The following is a 3,955-nucleotide window of genomic DNA, read 5'->3' as shown; positions in this document are numbered from 1 at the left end:
ATCCCCTTCTAGAATCGAGGAGAAGACCATGGCCGCGAAAGCCAGCCGCAAGCCGCCCGTGCCCGAGCAATCCGCCGAGGCGAAGAAGATCGCCGAGCTTCAACGCGAGATCGCGAAGCATCTGGACCGGATCAATACCCTGATGGGGCATCTTGAGAGTTCGGAGCGGCGCGCCGAAAATCTGGACCGGAAGCTCGCCCGCAAGGTGATCATGTTCGAGGACGCGCAGCGCGTGATCAAGGCGCAGGCCCTCGTGATCGCCGACGCCCGGCATGCCGAGATCGAGCAGCGCGTGGCGCGCATCTGCGACATGGCTTCCGACATCCCCTTCTGACCATCCACGCCGCCGCCCAACCCGGCGGATCAACCCACCCGTGAGGACAAGATGAAACGAATCCGCGACGCGCAAACGATCATCGGCATGCTGGAAGGCGGCGAAGTCGCGGCCGTTCTCGGCAGCGAAATCACCGAGACGCTGTCGAAGCTGAAAGAGCTTTCCGGCGACCGCCCGAAGTCGAAGGTCAAGGGCAGCGTCACGCTCAAGATCAATCTGGAAGTCGAGGCCGGCACGGCCACGATCACCTGCGACATCGATTCCAAGCGCCCGAAGCCGCAGCGCGGCTCGTCCTTCTACTGGGTGCTCGACGACGGCTCGCTCTCCACCGAGCACCCCCAGCAGACCGACATGTTCAACGGCCCGCGCGAGGCACGCCCCCGCGCCGCCGAATAGTCCGCTCCCCTCGAACCCAGCCGCGACGCCGCAGGCGCGCAAAACAGAGAAAGGTCGAACCATGACAAAAACTGTCACCCCCGCGGCGGACGCCGCGGAAGCCATCGCCACCCCCTTCAGCATCGACCTGGCCGAAGCCGCCCGTCTCGGGGCGGAGGCGAAGGGGATCGAGATCGTCCAGATCGACACGCCCGAGGGCTTCACCGGCCTGCCGGCGAAGGTGCCGGTCGCGCTGCACCGCGGCGATCAGCCGGCGGTCAATGCGCTCGCGAACGTGCTCGAAAGCTACCGCCTGCACCCGAAGCGCAAGCAGGGCACCGCCGAGGCGCAGACCTTCGAGTCCTTCTGCGAACTGATCAACCGCCACAAGTCCGAGCACTCGGTGATCTTCGCCGACGCGGACTGGCGCAAGCCGTCCTTCACCGCCGTCATCGACTACCACCATCTCGGCGTCGACGGTCAGCCGGATTACGGCAAGCACCGCGTTCATTACGCCTTCCCGCTCTCCGAGGAGTGGCAGGCGTGGAACAAGATGAACGGCCAGAAGATGACGCAGGAGGACTTCGCCTATTTCCTCGAGGACCGCGTCGCGGAACTCTCCGCGCCGACCGACGAGGAGCGCATCTGGCTCGAACGCGACTTCGCGACGACCGTCGCCACGCCCAGCCAGCTTGTCGAACTGTCGCGCGGCCTTCAGGTCAACGTGGCGAGCAAGGTGAAGGCCGCGCACACCCTTGCCAACGGCGAGGGACAAATCGTCTGGGAAGAAAGCCATCAGGACGCGAACGGCCAGCCGCTCAAGGTTCCCGGCATCTTCATCCTGTCCGTGCCGCCCTTCTTCATGGGCGACAAGATGCGCATCCCCGTCCGCCTGCGCTACCGCGCCGCCGGCGGGTCCGTGGTCTGGTTTTATCAGATCTACCGCCCGGACCAGTTCATCACCGAACACGTCCGCCATGCCCTCTTCGACGCCCGCGAAAAGACCGGCCTGCCGGCCTATGAGGGCAAGCCGGAGACGGGGGTATGACGGCGGGCGCGATCACCATCGGGCGGGAGGCTTTGCTTCCCGCCCTGGCGCTCGCCGTGCGCGTGGTCGAGCGCCGCAACACGATCCCGATCCTGTCGAACGTCCTGATCCGGGCGAGCGACGGGAGGCTGGCGATTACCGGCACCGACCTTGACGCCGAGATAGTCGTCTCGCGCAAATGCGCGATCGAGGGCGGCGCGGCCGAGGTGACGCTTCCCGCGAACAATCTGCACGACATCGTGCGCAAGCTGCCCGAGGGCTGCGAGGTCAGGATCGCCGGCAGCGGCGATGCCAAGGACGACGGCGGCATGTGGACCATCTCGGCCGGGCGCTCGCGCTTCCGTCTGCCGTCCCTGCCGGCCTCCGATTTCCACGAACTGTCGGCCGGCGAGTTCACCTGTAGTTTCGACATGGAATCCGCCACGCTCAAGGCGATGCTGGAAACCGTGCGCTTCGCGATTTCGAGCGAGGAAACCCGCTACTACCTCAACGGCATCCACTGGCACGAGGACGAAGTCGACGGGGCGGCGGTGCTGATCGCCGTGGCGACGGACGGGCATCGCCTCGCGAAGTCGACCCTGCCGCTTCCGGACGGCGCGGCGGGCCTGCCGGCGATCATCATCCCGAGGAAGACGGTCGATCTCGTGCTGAAAATGCTGCCGGACAAGGGGCCTGTCCGCCTCGACATCTCCGACGTGAAGTTCCGCATTTCCATGGGCGGCGACGAAACCGGCGTGACGCTGGTCTCGAAGCTGATCGACGGCACCTTCCCCGATTACAAGCGCGTGGTGCCGGCGGGCAACCCGAACCGCTACACGCTCGCCCGCGCGCCGCTGGCGGATGCCATCGACCGCGTCCTGACAGTGTCCACCGGCAAGGGCAATGCCGTCAAATACGCCTTCGCGGGCGACGGCCTGACCGTCACCGCCCATAGCCCGGATGCCGGCAGTGCGGAAGATCAGATCGAGATCGCCGGCGCCGATGGCGACCCCGTCGAGATCGGCTTCAACGGCAAATACTGCCTCGACCTCCTGTCCGCCGCCGGCGGCGACGAGGTGATCTTCGAACTGGGCGATGCCGGTGCGCCGGCCCTCGTCCGCCCGGCGCAGGGCGGCGAGACGCTTTTCGTTCTCATGCCGATGAGGATCTAGCCGATGTCCACCTTCACCGTCGTTTCCACCGTCACCCACCGCTCGCTGATGAACAAGAGCAAGGACGATCTGGCGCGCTGGATCATGCACCTGCTCGACTGCCGCGACGACAGCGAGCGGCTGCGGGTCCAGCGCGTCACCGATCTGCTCGAAGCAAACAACCGCTATCAGCAGGACGCGCGCGATCTGCGGGCGGCGGCGAAGGCGCGCTTCGACCTGGTTGCGCATCTTGAGCGGCAGCGGGCCTTCTCCTTGAAGACCTTCGGCCCCGGCACGCGCGCCGCCGGCGTGATCGACCATATCCGCAAGGAACTGCGCGAGATCGAGGCGGACCCCACCGACGTCGAGGAATGGATCGACGTCATCATTCTGGCCTTCGACGGCGCATGGCGCGCCGGGTTCGATCCGGCCCGCATCGTCGAGGCCATCGTCGCCAAGCAGACGAAGAACGAAAAGCGCCGGTGGCCGGACTGGCGGACGGCCGATCCGGACAAGGCGATTGAGCACGACCGGAGCGGCGAGGCCGCAGCGATTGATGGCGAAGCCGCCGAGCGCCTCAAGAAGATCGCGGCAGAGTTCATGCGCAACGGCGACAAGACGCGCGTGGCGGTTCGTCTGGGCGATCTGCGGGCCGTTCTCGCCGCCGCCGGCGTCGGGAGGTAGCGATGGCTGATTTCGCGCACACCCGCCGATGGTGGCCAGCCTGCCTCGTCGACGAGATCATGCCGCCCGGCCGCGAGCGCCCGGAGGATTGGCTTTCCCCCGATGCTGCCGGCGTGACGACGATCCGCTGGTCGGTCGCCGGCACCATCACGCCGGGCGAGACCGTCTCCTTCATGTGGTGGGAGGAGCGCGGCAGCGTCACGATCACCGTCATGCCGGACGGGTCGTGGAACCTCGAAGACCCGCGCGACGGCGGCACCGTCGATATGTTCACCGGCGAAGCCGTGCCGTTGGCGCCGGCGGCTCGGGTCGACGAGGCGAACTGGTTCGCCGAGGCGAGCGACTACGAGACGATGTCCGATTCGATGGACAGCTTCGCCCGGA

At 66.7% G+C, this 3,955-nt stretch carries 6 protein-coding genes; all 6 read left to right on the top strand.

The window, feature by feature from the left end:
- On the top strand, positions 1 to 334 hold a 334-nt coding region (locus V7050_RS19205), incomplete at its 5' end, for a hypothetical protein (RefSeq protein WP_324370220.1).
- Between the two features lie 51 nt (positions 335 to 385).
- The gene (locus V7050_RS19200) at positions 386 to 730 is read left to right on the top strand and encodes a hypothetical protein (RefSeq protein ID WP_299480987.1); all 345 of its coding nucleotides are present in this window, start codon (positions 386 to 388) and stop codon (positions 728 to 730) included.
- 61 nt (positions 731 to 791) lie between these two features.
- Complete coding sequence (locus V7050_RS19195) at positions 792 to 1,757, top strand: DUF2303 family protein (protein WP_299480984.1); 966 nt, start codon at positions 792 to 794, stop codon at positions 1,755 to 1,757.
- Positions 1,754 to 2,908: a DNA polymerase III subunit beta gene (gene dnaN / locus V7050_RS19190; protein WP_299480981.1), complete on the top strand. Its 1,155-nt coding sequence runs from the start codon at positions 1,754 to 1,756 to the stop codon at positions 2,906 to 2,908. The genes V7050_RS19195 and dnaN overlap by 4 nt, the downstream gene beginning before the upstream one ends.
- Positions 2,909 to 2,911: 3 nt before the next feature.
- Entirely contained in the window at positions 2,912 to 3,571 is a 660-nt protein-coding gene (locus tag V7050_RS19185; RefSeq protein ID WP_299480978.1) for a dATP/dGTP pyrophosphohydrolase domain-containing protein, read from the top strand.
- Between the two features lie 2 nt (positions 3,572 to 3,573).
- On the top strand, positions 3,574 to 3,955 hold a 382-nt coding region (locus V7050_RS19180), incomplete at its 3' end, for a hypothetical protein (RefSeq protein ID WP_324411054.1).

This window comes from Amaricoccus sp., assembly GCF_036846665.1.
In the GTDB taxonomy this organism is placed as follows: Bacteria; Pseudomonadota; Alphaproteobacteria; order Rhodobacterales; family Rhodobacteraceae; genus Amaricoccus.
This window is presented reverse-complemented; position numbering and strand designations above follow the sequence as displayed.

Bases quoted from the DNA above. Each gene is read 5' to 3' on its own strand.
- V7050_RS19200 (WP_299480987.1), top strand. From the start codon at position 386: ATGAAACGAATCCGCGACGCGCAAACGATCATCGGCATGCTGGAAGGC.
- V7050_RS19195 (WP_299480984.1), top strand. From the start codon at position 792: ATGACAAAAACTGTCACCCCCGCGGCGGACGCCGCGGAAGCCATCGCC.
- dnaN (WP_299480981.1), top strand. From the start codon at position 1,754: ATGACGGCGGGCGCGATCACCATCGGGCGGGAGGCTTTGCTTCCCGCC.
- V7050_RS19185 (WP_299480978.1), top strand. From the start codon at position 2,912: ATGTCCACCTTCACCGTCGTTTCCACCGTCACCCACCGCTCGCTGATG.